The sequence below is a fragment of the Flagellimonas maritima genome (assembly GCF_003269425.1).
In the GTDB taxonomy this organism is placed as follows: Bacteria; Bacteroidota; Bacteroidia; order Flavobacteriales; family Flavobacteriaceae; genus Flagellimonas; species Flagellimonas maritima.
This window is the reverse complement of record NZ_CP030104.1, coordinates 407,283-424,767: the sequence shown is the minus strand read 5'-3', so window position 1 is coordinate 424,767 and position 17,485 is coordinate 407,283. Positions and strand designations below refer to the sequence as shown.

16 protein-coding genes are annotated in these 17,485 nt (G+C 37.6%); 6 read left to right on the top strand and 10 right to left on the bottom strand.

Annotated features, from left to right (window positions below; genetic code table 11):
* Positions 1-7: 7 nt before the first annotated feature.
* Positions 8-1,054 (bottom strand): methylmalonyl Co-A mutase-associated GTPase MeaB, encoded by a 1,047-nt coding sequence (gene meaB / locus HME9304_RS01850; RefSeq protein WP_239023372.1) that lies wholly within the window; start codon positions 1,052-1,054, stop codon positions 8-10.
* Positions 1,055-1,294: 240 nt separating this feature from the next.
* Here meaB and HME9304_RS01845 point away from each other — a divergent pair, with 240 nt between their 5' ends.
* The 4 genes from HME9304_RS01845 (at position 1,295) to HME9304_RS01830 (ending at position 4,377) form a co-directional block, all read left to right on the top strand.
* Complete coding sequence (locus HME9304_RS01845; protein ID WP_112376971.1) at positions 1,295-1,720, top strand: organic hydroperoxide resistance protein; 426 nt, start codon at positions 1,295-1,297, stop codon at positions 1,718-1,720.
* A 147-nt stretch (positions 1,721-1,867) separates the two neighbouring features.
* Positions 1,868-2,410 (top strand): RNA polymerase sigma factor, encoded by a 543-nt coding sequence (locus HME9304_RS01840; protein ID WP_112376970.1) that lies wholly within the window; start codon positions 1,868-1,870, stop codon positions 2,408-2,410.
* Entirely contained in the window at positions 2,394-2,996 is a 603-nt protein-coding gene (locus HME9304_RS01835; protein WP_112376969.1) for a hypothetical protein, read from the top strand. Before HME9304_RS01840 ends, HME9304_RS01835 begins: the two co-directional genes overlap by 17 nt.
* The gene (locus tag HME9304_RS01830; RefSeq protein WP_112376968.1) at positions 2,968-4,377 is read left to right on the top strand and encodes a CCDC34 family protein; all 1,410 of its coding nucleotides are present in this window, start codon (positions 2,968-2,970) and stop codon (positions 4,375-4,377) included. The genes HME9304_RS01835 and HME9304_RS01830 overlap by 29 nt, the downstream gene beginning before the upstream one ends.
* Positions 4,378-4,380: 3 nt before the next feature.
* On the opposite strand, the gene HME9304_RS01825 is transcribed toward HME9304_RS01830, so the two are convergent.
* Positions 4,381-5,109: a CBM9 family sugar-binding protein gene (locus tag HME9304_RS01825; RefSeq protein WP_112376967.1), complete on the bottom strand. Its 729-nt coding sequence runs from the start codon at positions 5,107-5,109 to the stop codon at positions 4,381-4,383.
* Between the two features lie 39 nt (positions 5,110-5,148).
* Positions 5,149-5,835, bottom strand: a complete 687-nt coding sequence (gene msrA, locus HME9304_RS01820; RefSeq protein ID WP_112379694.1) for a peptide-methionine (S)-S-oxide reductase MsrA — start codon at positions 5,833-5,835, stop codon at positions 5,149-5,151.
* Between the two features lie 88 nt (positions 5,836-5,923).
* Between msrA and HME9304_RS01815 the strand changes: the two genes are divergently transcribed.
* Both HME9304_RS01815 and HME9304_RS01810 read left to right on the top strand, forming a co-directional pair.
* Positions 5,924-6,613 (top strand): peptidoglycan DD-metalloendopeptidase family protein, encoded by a 690-nt coding sequence (locus HME9304_RS01815; RefSeq protein ID WP_112376966.1) that lies wholly within the window; start codon positions 5,924-5,926, stop codon positions 6,611-6,613.
* A gap of 170 nt (positions 6,614-6,783) precedes the next feature.
* Positions 6,784-7,020 carry a hypothetical protein gene (locus tag HME9304_RS01810; RefSeq protein ID WP_112376965.1) on the top strand — a complete coding sequence of 79 codons (237 nt, stop codon included), beginning with the start codon at positions 6,784-6,786 and terminating at the stop codon, positions 7,018-7,020.
* A 252-nt stretch (positions 7,021-7,272) separates the two neighbouring features.
* Here HME9304_RS01810 and HME9304_RS01805 read toward each other — a convergent pair whose 3' ends face one another.
* The 7 genes from HME9304_RS01805 to HME9304_RS16860 form a co-directional block, all read right to left on the bottom strand.
* Complete coding sequence (locus HME9304_RS01805) at positions 7,273-8,829, bottom strand: amidohydrolase family protein (protein ID WP_112376964.1); 1,557 nt, start codon at positions 8,827-8,829, stop codon at positions 7,273-7,275.
* A 10-nt stretch (positions 8,830-8,839) separates the two neighbouring features.
* Positions 8,840-11,356, bottom strand: a complete 2,517-nt coding sequence (locus HME9304_RS01800) for a M14 metallopeptidase family protein (protein WP_112376963.1) — start codon at positions 11,354-11,356, stop codon at positions 8,840-8,842.
* Positions 11,357-11,399: 43 nt separating this feature from the next.
* A complete protein-coding gene (locus tag HME9304_RS01795; protein ID WP_112376962.1) occupies positions 11,400-12,617 on the bottom strand; it encodes a sensor histidine kinase in 1,218 nt (405 codons plus the stop codon).
* Positions 12,618-12,780: 163 nt separating this feature from the next.
* The gene (gene secA, locus HME9304_RS01790; protein ID WP_112376961.1) at positions 12,781-16,143 is read right to left on the bottom strand and encodes a preprotein translocase subunit SecA; all 3,363 of its coding nucleotides are present in this window, start codon (positions 16,141-16,143) and stop codon (positions 12,781-12,783) included.
* 132 nt (positions 16,144-16,275) lie between these two features.
* Positions 16,276-16,500: a DUF2795 domain-containing protein gene (locus tag HME9304_RS01785; protein ID WP_013551418.1), complete on the bottom strand. Its 225-nt coding sequence runs from the start codon at positions 16,498-16,500 to the stop codon at positions 16,276-16,278.
* 124 nt (positions 16,501-16,624) lie between these two features.
* Positions 16,625-17,182 (bottom strand): cob(I)yrinic acid a,c-diamide adenosyltransferase, encoded by a 558-nt coding sequence (locus tag HME9304_RS01780; protein ID WP_112376960.1) that lies wholly within the window; start codon positions 17,180-17,182, stop codon positions 16,625-16,627.
* 153 nt (positions 17,183-17,335) lie between these two features.
* Positions 17,336-17,473: a hypothetical protein gene (locus tag HME9304_RS16860; protein WP_164674710.1), complete on the bottom strand. Its 138-nt coding sequence runs from the start codon at positions 17,471-17,473 to the stop codon at positions 17,336-17,338.
* Between the last annotated feature and the right edge of the window lie 12 nt (positions 17,474-17,485).

Below are 17,485 nucleotides of genomic sequence, written 5' to 3'. Positions count from 1 at the left end.
ACCTTTTTTATTTAAGTTCTTTAATGATGTCGTCCATTAGGGATTTCGCGGCGTAAAATGGGGATACTTTGTTTTCTTCCACTGCTTTTATCATCTTTTCCTTAGCTTTTTTAAAGGACTCTTTTTGATGAAAAAACATTTTTAACTGTTCGTCTATAGTTTGAAGGAACCAATTTTTGTTCTGGATTTTTCGCTTTTTTTTGAAATGGCCGTTTTCTTGGTTCTGTAGTATAAAATCGATAATCATCTCCCAAATTTCAATGATTCCTTTGTTTTCAATAGCTGAACAACTCAACACCTTGGGAATCCACCCATTTTCTTTAGGTGGGTAGAGATGGAGTGCTCTTGTAAATTCGGTTTCTGCCAATTTTGCCTTTTTCAAATTGTCACCATCCGCCTTATTGATGGCGATTGCATCCGCCATCTCCATAATACCCCGTTTAATGCCCTGTAGCTCGTCCCCCGCACCTGATAATTTTAACAATAAGAAAAAATCCACCATACTGTGTACTACGGTTTCACTTTGTCCAACACCAACGGTTTCGACCAATATCACATCAAAACCAGCTGCTTCACAAAGAATGATGCTTTCCCGTGTCTTTCTTGCAACCCCTCCCAATGATTGTCCGGAAGGGGAGGGTCTTATAAAAGCATTGGGGTCTTTGGCCAACGATTCCATTCTGGTCTTGTCCCCAAGAATACTGCCCTTGCTCAAAGTACTTGTTGGGTCTACCGCTAGAACGGCCACTTTTTTCCCCATTTTGGTAAGCGTTTTTCCTAGAACTTCGATAAAAGAGCTTTTCCCTACGCCGGGAACCCCTGTAATACCTATGCGTATACTTTTGTTGGGTTTGGAAAGAGCTTGCTCTATAATTGTATTGGATTTCTCGTAATGTTCTGGTTTGGAACTTTCAAGAAGTGTTATTGCTTTTGCCAAAATGGCTTTATCGCCATTAAAAATACCTTTGATCAGTAAATCCTCAGAAATGTGCTTTTTGCGGAGTTCCTTGATTTTTGAAATAGTGGTAACTGGTATAACTTTGTTTTTGGCCAAGGGTAAATGCATTCTATTATATACGAAGGTATAAAGTTTTCATAGGTTTTAGTTTGGCAATATTGTTTCAATTGATTTGTTGGTCCTATTTTAGGGCGTTAGCTATCAATGAATGGTATTTCACAAAAAATTAGTACTAAGGATCGATAGGAATTCATTGACAATTGGTAACTTTTGCAGTTAAACACAAAATAAGCCATCAAGTAAGATACTGCATGGTAAAATTAAATAAACTTACGTATGAAAACCATTTTTGAAAGTAAAGCCACGAATACAGGAGGTAGGGCAGGACATGTGAAGAGCGAAGACGGAGTTCTGGATTATAGCATAAGTATGCCAAATTCCAAAGGAAAACCAGATTCGGGTTCTACCAATCCCGAAGAACTTTTTGCAGCAGCATATTCCACTTGTTTTGCAGGTGCTATACAGGCTGTTGCCAAAGAGCATGACATAGACGACCTAGGTGACTTTACTGTAACTGCAACAGTAGCATTTAATAAAGAAGATGACGGTTTTTTTCTTGAGGCCACCTTAGATTCGTATTTGCCGACTGTAAATAAAGAAACGGGTGAAAAATTGATCAATGCCGCACATGAGATATGTCCGTACAGCAAAGCAACAAGGGATAATATTACCGTCCATTTAAACTTGTTAATGGATGCATAGAATAAATAGCGTCAAAAATGAAAAATCCCGTTGAATCTGCAACGGGATTTTTTTATGGAAACCTATTAAATCGTATTTTTTGCAACGCTCCGTTTTTTTTATCGTCTTTATCACAAACAACTAAAACACCAAATACCAAAACCAACCATGTTTCAAATTGAACTGGTAGAACAATGCAAGGCTAATGACCGAATGGCACAGTTAAAGCTATATAGGCAATATTGTGACGGAATGTATGGAGTGGCAATGCGCTTTTTGAAGAATCCGGATGATGCCGAAGATGTGTTGCAAGAATCATTTATCAAGGCATTTCAAAGAATAGACCAATTCAAGGGAGAAGTAACATTTGGCGCATGGTTAAAAAGAATAGTGGTGAACGGGAGTATCGATTTTTTAAAATCTAAGCACCAAAAGACAGTGGAATTAAATGAAAGCTACATGCAAGTAGTGGAGGATGATGACTGGACGGTGAGCGATGGAATACCGCTTACAAAAATTAAAGAAGCTATGGAGCAATTGCCTGAAAAATATAAATATGTGGTACAGCTGTTTCTTGTTGAAGGGTATGATCATAATGAAATATCCCAGATCTTAAAAATCAGCGATACCGCTTCTAGAACCAGATTATTGCGGGGCAAGCTACAATTAAAGGAAAAACTAAAAGATATTTCTTATGGCACAAGATATTAGGGAATTATTTGCAAAGGAAAGAGCGCAAAAGAATTTTATCATGAAAAAGGGGCATGAAGCTCGTTTTTTATCAAAGTTGGATGAAGAAATGCCCAGCCAGTCGATAAAAAAGAAGTCCAGTTCATTCTTTTGGGTTGGGATAGCTGCATCTGCAATGATCATTCTTGGTCTTGGGATATACTTTTTTTCCGTTCAAGATACTGTTGACACAAAATCAAATCAAACAGTCGTTAAGAATGAAGAGTTGATTAAAGAAGCGAATCCTATTTCATTGGGAGATCTTTCTCCGGACTTAAAGAAAATTGAAAATTATTATGTTACCAATATCAACCTGCAATTATCCGATCTTGAATTTACCGGTGATAACAAGGACGTTATTGACGGATATATGGAACGACTTGCAGAATTGGACAAAGAATACCAAAAACTTAATGTGGAATTGAACGAGATAGGCCCAAATGACCAAACTATCGCGGCATTGGTCAGAAACCTTCAGTTAAGGTTACAATTATTACAAAAGCTCAAAACAAAGTTGAATCAATTAAAATCATCAAAAAATGAACAAGAATCATCAAACATTATTTAATTTTTTTCTGATAATCTTAGCGGGAACCACCTGTTATGGTCAAGAAAAATCCAAAACGTACAAGGAAACCTTCAACGTAGATAAGGACGCGGTACTGAACGTAGATACCAGCTATGCTGATATTGAATTTGAAACTTGGAGCAAAAACCAAGTAGAAATCACCGCTGTAATTGAAATAGAGGACGCCACCCAAGAAGAAGCCGATTCCTACTTTGAAAAGGAAATAGTTAGAATAGTGGGTAACAGCAGGGAAATTGAAGTGAGCACAAGACAGCATGGTCTTGGGGGCAACTTTAATCTGGGAAACATAGATATCGACATACCGGACATGTCCTTTATAGGACCACTTTTTGATGATATCGCGATCCCCGAGTTACCTCAAGTTATCGTGATTCCAGAATTGCCGCCCATGCCACCTATTCCAAGCATTCAATTTGACTATGATGCTTACAAGGAAGATGGCGATAAATATCTGAAAAAGTGGAAAAAGGATTTTGATGAAAATTTTGATGAAGAATACCAAGATCGTTTTGAAGAATGGGGCGAGCGCGTAAAAGAAATGGCCGAAGAAAAAGCACAAAGAATGGAAGATCGTAGAGAAGAGCGTGACGAACTTCTTGAAAAACGTGATGAACTTAGAGAAAAAGCCCATGCCACGAGAGAAAAACACAGAGCGGCAATCCATAAACTCAAGTCAAAAAAAGTTTACCATATCAATGGGGACTGTGATGCCGATGCATTCTATTTTTTCTCTGATGGTGAAAGCAAGCGATATAAAGTAAAAAAACATATAAAGGTTAAGATGCCCAAATCCGTTAAATTGAAAATGAATGTTAGGCACGGGGAGGTAAAATTGGCCGAGAATACAAATAATATTGATGCAAGCTTGTCCTACGCAAGCTTGCTTGCCTCAACAATTGGAGGCAGTAAAACTGATATTAGAGCTTCTTATTCACCTGTTATCGTTCAAAATTGGAACTATGGACAATTAAGAACCGATTATTCTGAAAAGGTGGATTTAAATGAAGTAGGGGATTTGAATTTGAATTCTGTTTCTTCAAACGTTGTTATAAACAGATTAAACGGGAGGGCTTCTGTGAGGAATAATTTAGGGGCCATTCACATAAACTCAGTAGCTGATGACTTTTCAACCATTGATATTACTGTTGAAAATGGTGAGGTCGATTTTAAAATACCATCTTCACCATTTGTTGTTTATGTAAATGAAAAGATTTCAGAATTCAGATACCCAAAAGTAATTTCAATGGAATCTTCCAAAAATTCCGGTACCAATGTTCATAAAGGTTATCATATTAACGCTAAAAATAATAAATCCATTACCATCAATTCAAAATATAGTGAGGTTGTTTTAAAACAATAACAATCACTTAAGTATCAGCGTCCCGAATATATCCGCATCTATCCAACCCTGATTTTTATCCTCTCCTGGAACAAAGACCGACCCAATAAAATTTTCCCGTTCCAAACTTTCATCATTATCACAATAGGCTAAAGCAAAGCCAACTTTCTTGTTTTTAGATAAACGCTCTGGATTATTTTCCTCTCCGTCCTTAAAGTCATCCGAAAAAAGTTTTACGGCGATTTCCCATACAGTAAGATTATCGTTAGTGATATGTTTTGACGTAATGTGGTCGTTGTAAAGTCTTGGTTGTTCGTCTGGGGCTAAATCCACTACATTTCCATCCAATGCCACGTGGTAAGCAAATGCATTGTGCGAAAACTGGTGCTCACCACCAGAATTATCCTCATCAACAAATATTTCCACACAATCATCGTCCCACCATAACTTTAAGGGATCTTCATATTGGTCAAAAAGAACATCATCTGTAATCTCGACAAGAATATACAGCGCGTCCTCGTCCCAACTCAATTTATATCTACCGTTAAAATCTTCGTTGGAGTAGGAATCCCCTAACCAAAGTTGGTCAAGTGCCAACCATTTGGCATTTCCCCAGCAGGCATCTAAAGCATGCCCATCTATTATTGGTTTCTTTTGGGCCTTATTTACAATGATTTGTTGGTGATTTTCTTTTTTGGAGGATATACATCCAATTACCAAAAAGAAAAAAGCCACGCTAAAACACTTTTGCATGGCTCTAAGATAGTTATTTTCAAAAATTCCTATATTTTATCAATGTTGTATCTCTTTTTTTAAATATGATTCAAAATTTTTCTTGAATCTATTCAATCTGGGGATTGAAACATTTCTTATATATGAATTGTTTGGATTCTTTCTTTCATAATCTTGATGGTATTCCTCAGCTTTATAAAAAGTATTAAATTCTACGACCTGTGTAACAATGGGACGGTCATATGCATCTTTAGATTCCAAAAGGTCGATATAATCTTTAATGATTCTCTCTTGTTCGTCATTTTTGTAGAATGCGATGGAACGATATTGTGCACCTCTATCAGGTCCCTGTCTGTTTAGGGAAGTTGGGTCATGAGAACCAAAAAAAACTTGGACCAACTTTGTAAAAGATATTTTAGCGGGGTCGTAATAGACCTCAACAGCTTCGGCATGACTGGTACGGCCATAAGCAACTTCTTCATACGTTGGATTTTCCTCCTTGCCGCCCGAATAGCCAGAGTAAACTTCCTTTACGCCTTCCACACTTTCAAATATTGCCTCAACACACCAAAAACAGCCACTAGCAAAATAAGCCGTTTCATAATTTTGCAATTCTTCCGTAGTAAAAGCCTCTTTTGGAAAAGTCGTCTCTTTGGCAATATCAGATTTCGTGGATGTATTCTTGGGCTGACAATTTGTGGATGCCATTAAAATAATTCCTAAAAATGTAATTCTTATTATCTTCATTTTGGTTTTGGTCTTTAGTAGCTTCAATGTAAGAAGTATTACGTTTCTTATTGTTAAAATTTGTTAACCCTTTTATGAATTTATTTAAATGGATTTAAAAACTGTTCTTAACAATTATAGTGAGGGTGCCACTCAAATACTGGATACCGAAATCCAATTATCGGAATACTGCCCCATTGACCTCTCTTCTTCCAATAAGAAATTGGAAGAATTCGATATTACATCACCTATTGAATGCCAAAAATACATTGATAACGTACTTAAAAGAAATAGTGCTACAGTTGCCTATGGTGGTTACCTCGAAAACAGGTCGCTCTATTCAAAATCTGAACGTTTTTCCAACACTGGGCAACGTAACATTCATTTGGGAATGGATTTCTGGTGTTCCGCAGATACTGAGGTTGTTGTTCCCGTAGATGGCATAGTACATAGTTTTAAAAACAATTATGACTTGGGTAACTATGGTCCAACCATTATTCTACAACATGAAATTGGTGATACTATGTTCTATACGCTCTACGGGCATTTATCCCTGCGGTCGATAAAAGAATTAAAAACGGGTATAGGTTTAAGAAGAGGGGAAACACTTGGAACATTGGGTACTACTGATATCAATGTAAATTATGCTCCGCACCTACATTTTCAAATTATTTCAGATATCGATGGTTATGAGGGTGATTATCCAGGTGTTTGTTCTAAAAAAGATTTGCCTTTTTACGAGAAAAACTGTCCAGATCCAAATATTCTACTAAAAATTGATACTAAAAGCATCGACTAAAGACACATAGAATCGGTGGACTGTTTTGCTTGTTCAAAACGTTTGTCGACGATAAAATACACTTCGACTGAAAAAGATTCCCACACCGAAAAAAAAGTGAAGTTGAGCGAGTTAAATCAGGTTCAGATGCCATGTCAGGGTACATTTACATCGTAATAAAAACCCAAATCATGAAAGTAATTTTAACCATCATCGCAATAATTTTCTTCGGAACTGTAGCCATGGCTCAAAACGTTTCTGGGGAAATTAAAGTTGAAACAATCAGCGTTGGTGTGGAACTGAACATTGAGATTCAGGAACAAGCTGCAAAAGAAACTAAAGTAGCTAGATTGTACATGTTCAAAAATTCCAGAGTTAAAAAGGCGCTTACTTTTAAAACTAAGAGAAACAAGGCTAAATTGGCATAATCTTCATAATATGGGAACTGCAATTACAATAACTTTTTTCTTTAGTATAGCATTTGTGATAGCATCACTTCTTTTCTCATTACGGAAAAAGAATCATAGAAGTTAATCAGAAATTAAATAATCATTTAATGGTTTTATAGCCAGAAACATTTAATCGGAAAAAAATGCACTAGACCGATTTTTAGAGTTTTCGGCAAAAGGGATATTTTACTTTTACAAATAGAAAGCCCCAAGACCGTGTGTGCATGTATACTATTTTAACCCTGGTTGCCTTAATTTATAGTTTAGTTTTTGTTTTTGCTGCTGTACTGTTGTTTTTACGTCTTTCAAAAGTGCCTTTGCGTCGTAAACAACGCCGTCTTTAATTGTATATACTACGCCGCCAACACGTACTACCTCATTATCCTCTGTAAGTTTAATAGCCCCGGTTCCGTACAACACTTTTAAATTTTTCAACGGATTTTCGTTAAGAATTACAAAATCAGCTAGTTTTCCGACTTCTACCGTTCCAATTTCGTTTGAGACCCCAAGTGCCTCGGCACCGTTTAGAGTGGCCGACCGAATAATCTCCAATGGGTGAAACCCAGCTTCACGTAGCAATTCCATTTCCCGAATATAGGCGAATCCATAGAGTTGGAAAATGAAGCCTGAATCTGAACCAGTTGTCACCCTACCGCCCCTGTTCTTGTATTCGTTGACAAATTTCATCCAAAGATTATAATTCTCCCGCCAAGCAACTTCTTGTTCGGTTCCCCAATCATGCCAATAGGAACCATGGGATATTTTACTGGGTTGGTAAAAGTCCCAAAGGGAAGGTAGTGTATAATCTTCATGCCATTCTGCTCTTCTGGCACGGTGTAAATCCCTGCTTGCTTCGTAAATGTTAAACGTTGGGTCTAGTGTAAAATCCAAACTTATCAACTCATCCATGACTTTGTTCCAGTGTTCGGAATATGGTTTTGCCGCTTGCTTCCATAATTTTCCAGCTTCTTCAAATCGATGTTGTTCATTTTGGTAATTGTAATCCAGAGGATAATCCTGTAATGTCCTATCCTCGAATAGTGCTTCTGGCAAACCATACCAATGTTCCATACTGGTAAGACCTGCCCTTGCAGAATTGAGTACGTTCCAACGGCCAACATCCATTTGCGCATGGTGGCAAGCGGAACGTAATCCCAATTTTTTGTTTTCATCCAAGGCTGCGGCCATTATTTCTGGTGGAGCACCAAAAAATTTAATGCCATCCGCACCTTTATTGGCGTTTTCACGCACCCATTCCCTTGCCATTTCTGGGGTACTTATCGGTTTTTTGCTACCTTGCCCAAAACCTGTATAAGCAAATATTCTTGGAGCGATAATTTCATTTTTTTCACTTTTACGCTTTAAATCCAAAGTCCAATCTATACCTCTTCCACTTGGTTCTCTAACAGTGGTTACACCATGGGCCATCCAAAGTTTGAAAACATAGTCGTAATCTGCGCCTTGCGAAATTCCACCGATATGACCGTGCATATCTACAAAACCTGGTAAGAGATACATACCGCTACAATCCAGTTCTTTTCCGCCCGTTTTTAATTTTGGCCGTTTGGACTCATCGATTTCAACACCTGGATAACCGACCACTTGGATATCCACAATGTTGTTGTTCTCAACAACGATATCAATTGGACCTCTAGGTGGTGCTCCATTTCCATTTATGAGCGTTACGCCTCTAATAATGAGCTGGTCGAAGGGTCCTTCGCTAATTTTTTCTTGCCCGAAACTTATCAAAATTTGGAAAAACAGTAAAATGGATAGTATTTTTTTCATAATGTAATTCTTATTCTGGAATTCTAATTTTATCTCCTAAAAACAAAGCATTCAAAAACAATCTGTTGGTACCGTACCAAGAACCTCTAAAATTTGGATTGTCCGCAAACAGCACAACTCTTCCATTTCCCAATTTGCTTACAATCAAGGAGGCTGAAGGCTTAAGGTTTTCTTCTAAATTTTTTGTTGTTATGAACCCATCAATATGTGGGTCCTTTGCATATTTTGCTACCGTGGCATATTCGTTCTTGCTGGGTTGTAACCAAACAGAATTGTTTTTATATATGGGAATCGAAGTATCGGTATAACCAAATCCCAGCGGGTGTGTTATATCCAAATCCACTTTAAAAATAGCGCCGCCCAAACTTTCTTTTCCTAAATTTTCCGGAGCATTTACGTATGGTTTGCGTTCAATTATCTTTGTTGAGTCTTTTTCTTCGCTTTTAAGGCTTTCTTCTACTATTTTCTCATCGATAAGCCATTTTGATGCGGTTCCAATCGTGATTAAGGTATTTCCCTTGCTCACCCAATTTTTTATCTTTTCATTTTGTTTCTTACTAAAACCATACTGCCCAGAAACCATGACCAGAGTATTGTACTTATCAAAATCTGTCCTGTCAAAATTTCGAACTGGAATTTTAGTTATTGGCATATGTACCCTTGTATCCAACAGATGCCATACTTCACCTGCTTCGTAGGAACGAACCCCATCACCGATTATCATTGCCGCTTTGGGCTTTGTAACAGGGGAAATCCATCGACTTCCCAAGTCTATTCCTTGTAGGCTATATCCAGAATTAACGGCGTAGATGGGTACTTGGTATTTCTTCTGGGCTTCCATTACTAAATTATAGACTTCATCTGAGCTTATTTTTTGAAGACTTACTGGAACGACCAAGGCTCCATAACCTAGATTTTTGTTTCCATCTGTTGTTTTAGCGGTAAATGGTTTTGATGATGAGGAAACTACCAATCCCTTTGATTGTAAATAGTTTAATACTGCAACGGCATTATAATCGTTGTAGTCGATAATGTAAGCATATTTTGTTTTTTGTACCGGCGATGGTTTCACTAAATTATCCAAAGAAGTAACTTTTTCCCCTAGATCTAAAGAGGAAGTAGGTTTGTACTTCATATTATAAAAGTTTGCAACAGACCATGCCGATGCGTCATAATAAACACTGTCCCTATATGTATCATAGGTCTCAAACATAGTTTGGACCATTCTATATTGTGGTTGTTTTGTGGGAACAACAAATCCGTCACCAGATTGATACACGTCGATTTTATGGAGTAAAAGTTTATCCACGAAAGCTTTAACCCGGTTTGGGTCGTTCGTATCTTTAAAACTGTATCCTTTAATTTTACTTTTAGAAGCATTTTCAACACCACTTCTAAAAAAATCTTGTTGGTACTTTCTCAAAAGTGCCTTGTTTTCCACTGCGGCCTTAATCGTTGTGATACTTGATATATATTGGTTTCGAATAGTAAAAGGAAAAGTAATTTCCCCAAAGGCCGTAGTTTGTTTATGCCCCCTAGAACTTGCTTGTTCAAATAATAATCCCAATCCGCCCTGTAAATCTGGATAAGACGAACCGTAACCTGGATAGGTTCCATCAAATACTTCTTTGGTAAAGTAAAATGAACCAATGCTGTCCAGAGCTTTGGAGAAATAATCCCCAAAAAGATTGTTCAAATCCACGTAGTTTTCCTTTGGCATTATCGGATTCATAGAGCCATTGTCCTTCATGGGTTCAAAAAAATAGGAGCTTTGCGTGCCCATTTCATGGAAATCGGTAACCACATTAGGGTACCATTGGTGATACCAGTTCAATTTTCCCCTACTTTCAGGATTAATTCCCAGTAGCCAGTCCCTGTTTAAATCAAACCAATAATGATTGGTCCTGCCCATGGGCCAATATTCGTTATGTTCTGCATCTTGTGGATCGGCTACCAATGGATTCCCTTGGTACATATTTGCCCATTGTGTGTGTCTGTCACGCCCATCGGGATTTATTGTTGGGTCTATGAAAATCACTCCTTTGTTTAAATAGTTGAGTATTTCCGGGTGATTGGAAGCGGTCAAGGTATATGCTGTAAGCAAAGCGGCTTCTGAACTTGAAGGTTCGTTGCCATGCACGTTGTAACCTAGATTGATAAATATGGGTACTTCATCATAATTGGACGGATTTTTGGCAGGATCTGTAAATTGTAGGTGATCGGTCTTAAGTTTTTCCAGATTTTTGATATTTTCTGGAGAGGTAATTGTCAGAATTACCAATTTTCTTCCCTCGTGCGTTTCCCCATATTCCTGGATACTGGCTCTATCTGATACTTCTGACAATTTTGTCAGATAGTTAACAATAAGGTCATGTCTTGTATGTTTTTCACCAATACCATACCCCAAAAATTCTTCTGGAGATGGAATATTTGAATCGAAAGGTTGAAATTTACTAAAGAAATAGTCTTGGGCCGATGCAATGGATGCGCTTAAAAAAAGGACTCCAAGGAGTAGTTTTTTCACCATGTATAGAAAGATTATGTTAATCTTCTAAAGATATGAAAACGTTTTAATCGACAGAGTTGAATTCCTCTATTATTTCATCAAACTCAATGCGGTAATATGTTCCTTTTCTTGACATGTCCCTAGCGATGGTTCCACGCAATTGTCTTGTTAGATTATAGATAAGTTTTAAACCAAGGGACTTTGAATTCTTGGGATCAAAATTATGCGCGTAACCTTTACCATCATCACCTATATAAAGTTCGTATCGTTTATTCGATAAATTTTTTAACGAAATGGTGATTTCTCCACCTTTTTCTGATGAAATACCATATTTGAGCGCATTGGTTATAGTTTCATTGATGATAAGGCCAAGTGGAATTACTGTATCAATACTTAACTTATTATCATCAATATCAAGGTTTACTTTTACGTTATTGGTATTACCCTTTACGGAACGTACTAAATATTCGGACAATTCCTTAACATAAGGTTTTAGTTCGATTTTGGACAGATAATCATCACGTTTATATAGCATTTCATGTACCATTGCCATGGATACGACCCTATTCTGACTGCTTTTTATAATACTGCTTATCTTATCGTCTGCTATAGCTCTTGATTGTAGGCTCAGCAAACTTGAAACAGTCTGTAAATTGTTCTTGACCCTGTGGTGTACTTCCTTCAAGAGTGTTTCTTTCTCACCTATGCGCTCTAGAATCTCTTTACGGGATTTATATAGTTTATGGTGTGCCTTCAATAGATTTTTTCCGAAAACCCCTCCCAATAAATACACTGCAAAAACCGAACTTATAAAAGCAAACCAGCTCTTGGACTCTAAAGGAATAACATTATCTAAAATCCTAAAATCGCCTAGATCATAAAGAAACAAGATTGCGAGAACGACCAAATTGATGATTAAATAAAAATGACCATATATTTTGGTGGTCACGTATCCTGCAAAGACGATTATCGCCAAAACAAATATAAAGGGACTCTGTATTCCTCCACTGCACAGCGTAACCACAATTGCACCTATCATGGATAGCATAGATGTAATATTGTAGGTTAATAGTATGTTCTTGTGCTTTCTGTATAATAAAGTGTTCACAATATTTAGAACAGCAAAAAAGATACAAGTAATAGGTATGATTTCAGTGATGCCCAAAAAGAAAAAGCATATTGCACCAAATACAAGAGCGAACAAAGACGAACTATAATTAACCTTAAGTACCAAATCAATCTTATCTAGTAAACGATATTTATCCTTGACAGGAATTTTCATATGCTACGATTGGTTGTTTAGCTATCCACTATTTGTTGGGTTCATGTACTGTGGGATATGCTATGTATGGGGTCTTTGTGCTGTAAATCTAAACATGTTTTTCATATAAACAAAAACGACAACCTAATTAGGTTGTCGTTTTTGAATCTTTACAAGGTTATAGCTAGTCTTCTGTTAAGACCCATTCACCTTTATCTATAAGAGGTTCAGCCTGTTTGTATTTAACCGTTTTACTTTCACCGGACATTACATTTTTAATAGTGACCCTATCATTTCTGCCAATTTTAGGTTTTTCGCGAACAATCGTCTCGGTTACTTGCGGCCTATTTCCTTGTGTTTGGCCCGCAGCTCTGTTTTGGGAAGCTAGTTCATCACTGTTGGGAATTTCTTCCTTTGATGTTTTTAATTTTTCCTTTGGCCTACGAACATTCCTTGCTTCTTGTATTTGACCTGTACTCTCTGTAGGCAATTCACCTTTAAATAAGAATGAAATAATCTCTTTGTTTACTTTATCGATCATTTCCTTAAAGAGTTCAAAAGCTTCAAATTTATAAATCAACAATGGGTCTTTTTGTTCATGAACTGCCAATTGTACGGATTGTTTTAGCTCATCCATTTTACGAAGGTGTGTTTTCCATGAATCATCGATGATGGCCAGAGAGATATTTTTCTCAAAATCAGTGATCAGTTGTTTTCCAACGCTAGTATAGGCGCCTTCAAGATTGGTAACGACATTCAATGTTTTGATTCCATCTGTAAATGGCACTACAATGCGTTCAAACTTATTGGATTGGTCTTCGTATACTTTTTTAATGACCTGAAAAGCCACTGTTGCGCTTCGTTCCATTTTTTGTTGATAGAAGTTGTAAGCAGCTTTATAAACAGAGTTGGCAATATCTTGAAAACTTAGTTTTTTAAACTCTTCCTCGGTTACCGGCGATGTAATGGAGAAGTATTTGATAAGTTCAAACTCGAAGTTCTTGTAATCATCAGCCATCTTATTGGTTTCCGCAATTACCTCGCAAGTATCATAGATCATATTGGCAATATCCACTTTCAATCGCTCGCCCTGCAGTGCATGTTTACGTCTTTTGTAAACTACTTCCCGCTGCGCGTTCATGACATCGTCATATTCCAATAAACGTTTACGAATACCAAAGTTGTTTTCCTCAACTTTTTTCTGTGCACGCTCAATGGATTTGGTCATCATGGAATGCTGAATGACTTCACCTTCTTCCAAGCCCATACGGTCCATCATCTTGGCTACTCGATCAGAACCGAACAAACGCATCAGGTTATCTTCCAATGAGACATAAAATTGAGAACTTCCAGGGTCTCCTTGACGTCCAGAACGACCACGAAGCTGTCTATCTACACGTCTGGAATCATGCCGTTCCGTACCTACGATTGCCAATCCACCAGCAGCTTTTACTTCTGAAGATAATTTAATATCGGTACCACGACCCGCCATATTGGTGGCAATGGTCACTACACCGCCTTGACCCGCTTCAGCAACAACGTCCGCTTCTTTTTTGTGCAATTTTGCATTCAATACGTTGTGGGGAATCTTTCTTACGCTCAACAATTTTGAGAGCAATTCTGAAATCTCAACAGAGGTCGTACCAATCAAAACGGGCCTTCCTGACTTGGACAGTTGTGTTACCTCATCTATAATAGCATTATATTTTTCTCGTTTTGTCTTGTAGATGAGGTCTTGTCTGTCATCCCTCGCAATAGGCCTATTTGTAGGGATTTCCATAACATCAAGTTTGTATATTTCCCAAAACTCTCCAGCTTCTGTAACAGCAGTACCCGTCATACCGGCAAGTTTATTATACATTCTAAAGTAGTTCTGTAAGGTAATGGTGGCGAAAGTTTGGGTCAATGCTTCAATCTTTACATTTTCTTTTGCTTCAATGGCTTGGTGCAAACCGTCCGAATAACGCCGGCCATCCATAATACGACCAGTTTGTTCATCGACGATCATGACCTTATTGTCCATGACAACGTATTCCACATCTTTCTCAAATAGGGTATAGGCCTTTAGCAATTGGCTCATAGTGTGGATACGCTCACTTTTTACGGCAAACTCCTTGAAAAGTTCTTCCTTTTGCTCCGCTTCTTGTTCAATTTCGAGGTTTTGATTTTCAATCTTCGCAATTTCACCGCCAATGTCCGGCATTACAAAGAAATCTTTATCGCCATCTCCAGAAATATAGTCTACTCCTTTATCTGTAAGCTCAATTTGATTGTTTTTTTCATCGATTGTGAACAATAAGTCTTCATCAACCTTGGGCATTTCCCGATTGTTGTCCTGCATGTAGAAGTTTTCTGTTTTCTGCAGTAACTGTTTTACCCCTTCTTCGCTCAAAAACTTGATGAGCGCTTTGTTTTTTGGAAGTCCTCGATAAACACGTAGCAATAAGAATCCACCTTCTTTTGAATCTCCCTCTTTTATCAATTTTTTTGCTTCGGCCAAAACGCCTGTCAAATGTTGGCGCTGTTTTTGGACAATATCTGAAACCCTGGGTTTAAGCTCATTAAATTCATGCCTATCGCCTTCGGGAACTGGCCCTGATATAATTAGTGGGGTACGGGCATCGTCTATCAAAACGGAATCCACCTCATCCACAATGGCGTAATGATGCGGCGGTTGTACCAAATCATCTGGCGTATGTGCCATATTGTCCCTTAGATAATCAAAACCAAACTCGTTATTGGTGCCATAGGTGATGTCAGCGTTATATGCTGCTCTTCTACCCTCAGAATTGGGCTGGTGCTTGTCTATACAGTCCACAGAAAGTCCATGAAACTCAAAAATAGGAGCCATCCAGGCACTGTCCCTTTTTGCTAGGTAATCATTTACGGTAACCAAATGTGCTCCTTTGCCAGAAAGTGCATTTAGATAGAGCGGGAGGGTAGCTACCAATGTTTTCCCTTCTCCAGTTTGCATCTCAGCAATTTTTCCTTGGTGCAATGCAATTCCGCCAATGAGCTGAACGTCATAATGTACCATGTCCCAAGTTACTTCTTTACCTGCGGCGTCCCATGAGTTTTTCCAAATGGCGTTTTCTCCGTCTAAGGATACATAATCTTTTGATCCAGAGAGCAACCTATCAAATTCTGAGGCTTTGACAGTAATGGTTTCATTTGACGCAAAACGTTTTGCGGTTTCTTTTATTACTGCAAAGGCTTCTGGCAGAATGGTATTTAGTGTTTCTTCAGAAATTTTATAAGCTTCTTCTTTGAGTTTATCTATTTCTGTATAAATTTCTTCGTTTCGATCTATATCCGTGGAGTTCTCGACTTCTCCTTGCAACTCTTTGATTCTATCATCGATTTCCTTACAATCTTGCTGTATTTGAGTTTTAAAGGAAAGGGTTTTTTCTCTTAGTTCGTTGTGTGTTAACCCTTCCAGTTGTTCTTCGAAGGATTTTATTTCTTTCACTAAAGGCTGTAATGATTTTACATCTTTTTCCGATTTATCTCCAACGAAAACCTTTAATACGGAATTAATAAAGCTCATGAATAATTTTTCTTTTGTTTTGCAAAAGCTGTTCCATTGTCCCGAGTAGGCAGAAACCTTCTGCTAAGCTGCCAAAATTACATAAAAAAAAGCCTCAAAAGAGACTTTTTAACTGTGTTTGTTTATCTTAAATTAATACTCATCCTCGTTCCAGAGGTAGTCTTCCTCGGTGGGATAATCGGGCCAAATTTCCTCGATGGACTCGTAAATTTCGCCACCTTCTTCTTCCATTGACTGAAGGTTTTCTACAACTTCCAACGGTGCTCCAGTTCGGATGGCATAATCTATTAATTCGTCTTTGGTGGCTGGCCAAGGCGCATCACTTAAATATGAAGCTAATTCTAATGTCCAGTACATAGTAACGGTTTGATTTTAAATTTTTGCAAAAATAATTTTTAAACCCAATTTGTCAAGTAAAAACAGGATTATTTAAAGAATTATTTTCAACATGTTAATCTGTAACGCAGAAAACGGGGATTTATTAGCCTATTTTCTCAGGAACCCACTTGACCTCTTCTGCATGCAAATCTTTTGACAACTTTCGTGCCAATACAAAAATATAGTCAGAAAGGCGGTTAACATACATTAAAACACCTTCGGGCACTGGTTCGTTCTCGTGCAGATAGGAAATCATTCGTTCTGCTCTACGGCAAACTGTTCTGGCAATATGGCAGTATGACACGGTGGTGTGCCCCCCCGGCAATATAAAGTGGGTCATTTCCGGTAGTTCCTTGTTCATATTGTCCATCTCCTTTTCCAGAAGTTCAATGTCGTTTTCCTGTATCCTCGGTATTTTTAAACGATTTTCCTTGTTGGGTTCGGTGGCCAAAATAGCACCCACGGTAAAAAGTTTATTCTGAATAACTGCCAGAATTTTTTTGGAACGTGAATCGATTTCTTGATCTCTTACCAATCCAAGATGTGAATTAAGCTCGTCAATGGTTCCATAGCTCTCTATGCGAATATGGTGTTTGGGAACTCGTTTGCCCGTAAAAAGTGCCGTCGTAGCCTTATCGCCTGTTTTTGTATATATCTTCATGTTCTTTTTTGTCAGTATTCAGTAGTCAGAAATCAGTAGTCAGTGTTTATTATTAAATATTTTTGCTAATTGCTAATTGCTAATTGCTAATTGCTAATTGCTAATTGCTAATTGCTAATTGCTAATTGTACACTATTCAGTATAGCTTATTTATTAAGAATCTTTGTGCCTTCTTTTTCCATCCATAAACTTTCGTGACTTTCTATTTCTTGAACCTCTTCGATTTTTAAAAAGAATAGCCAAATAAATAATGGCCAAAACACCAAAAACATAATAAATTATATCGCTCATTTAAGAAATTCT